Origin of the sequence: Streptomyces katrae (assembly GCF_000966975.1) — a bacterium.
GTDB classification, from domain to species: Bacteria; Actinomycetota; Actinomycetes; order Streptomycetales; family Streptomycetaceae; genus Streptomyces; species Streptomyces katrae.
In genome coordinates this window covers 1-293 of record NZ_JZWV01001815.1, presented here as the reverse complement: position 1 = coordinate 293, position 293 = coordinate 1, and the positions used below count along the sequence as shown (strand labels likewise).

1 protein-coding gene is annotated in these 293 nt (G+C 67.2%); it reads right to left on the bottom strand.

All coding sequences use genetic code 11. The features are described 5' to 3' along the window. Positions 1–89: 89 nt before the first annotated feature. Positions 90–248, bottom strand: a complete 159-nt coding sequence (locus tag VR44_RS43670) for a hypothetical protein (RefSeq protein ID WP_094192227.1) — start codon at positions 246–248, stop codon at positions 90–92. Positions 249–293 lie beyond the last annotated feature (45 nt).

Genomic DNA, 293 nt, shown 5'->3' with positions numbered 1-293 from the left:
TTCGGCAGACCGGCCCCCAGTACGTTCACGCGTGGCCACTCAGCGGCCTTCAGCATCCCGGTCCGGTACCGGCCGCGCACAATCGAGCGTCACAAGCCTGCGAGGGCGAGTAGCTGGTGCATCCCTGTGGTTGGCAGGTTCGGGTTTGCGGCTGCAGTGGCCGCGACGGATTCCGACGGATCAGACAGCAGCCGCGTCAGGTCCTCAGCCGGAAGTCGGGGATGGGTCGCGATGGTGCGGCGCACCATGTGGTCGGGGTCAGCCGCTAGGGCGTTTCCTTCGGATCACCTCGC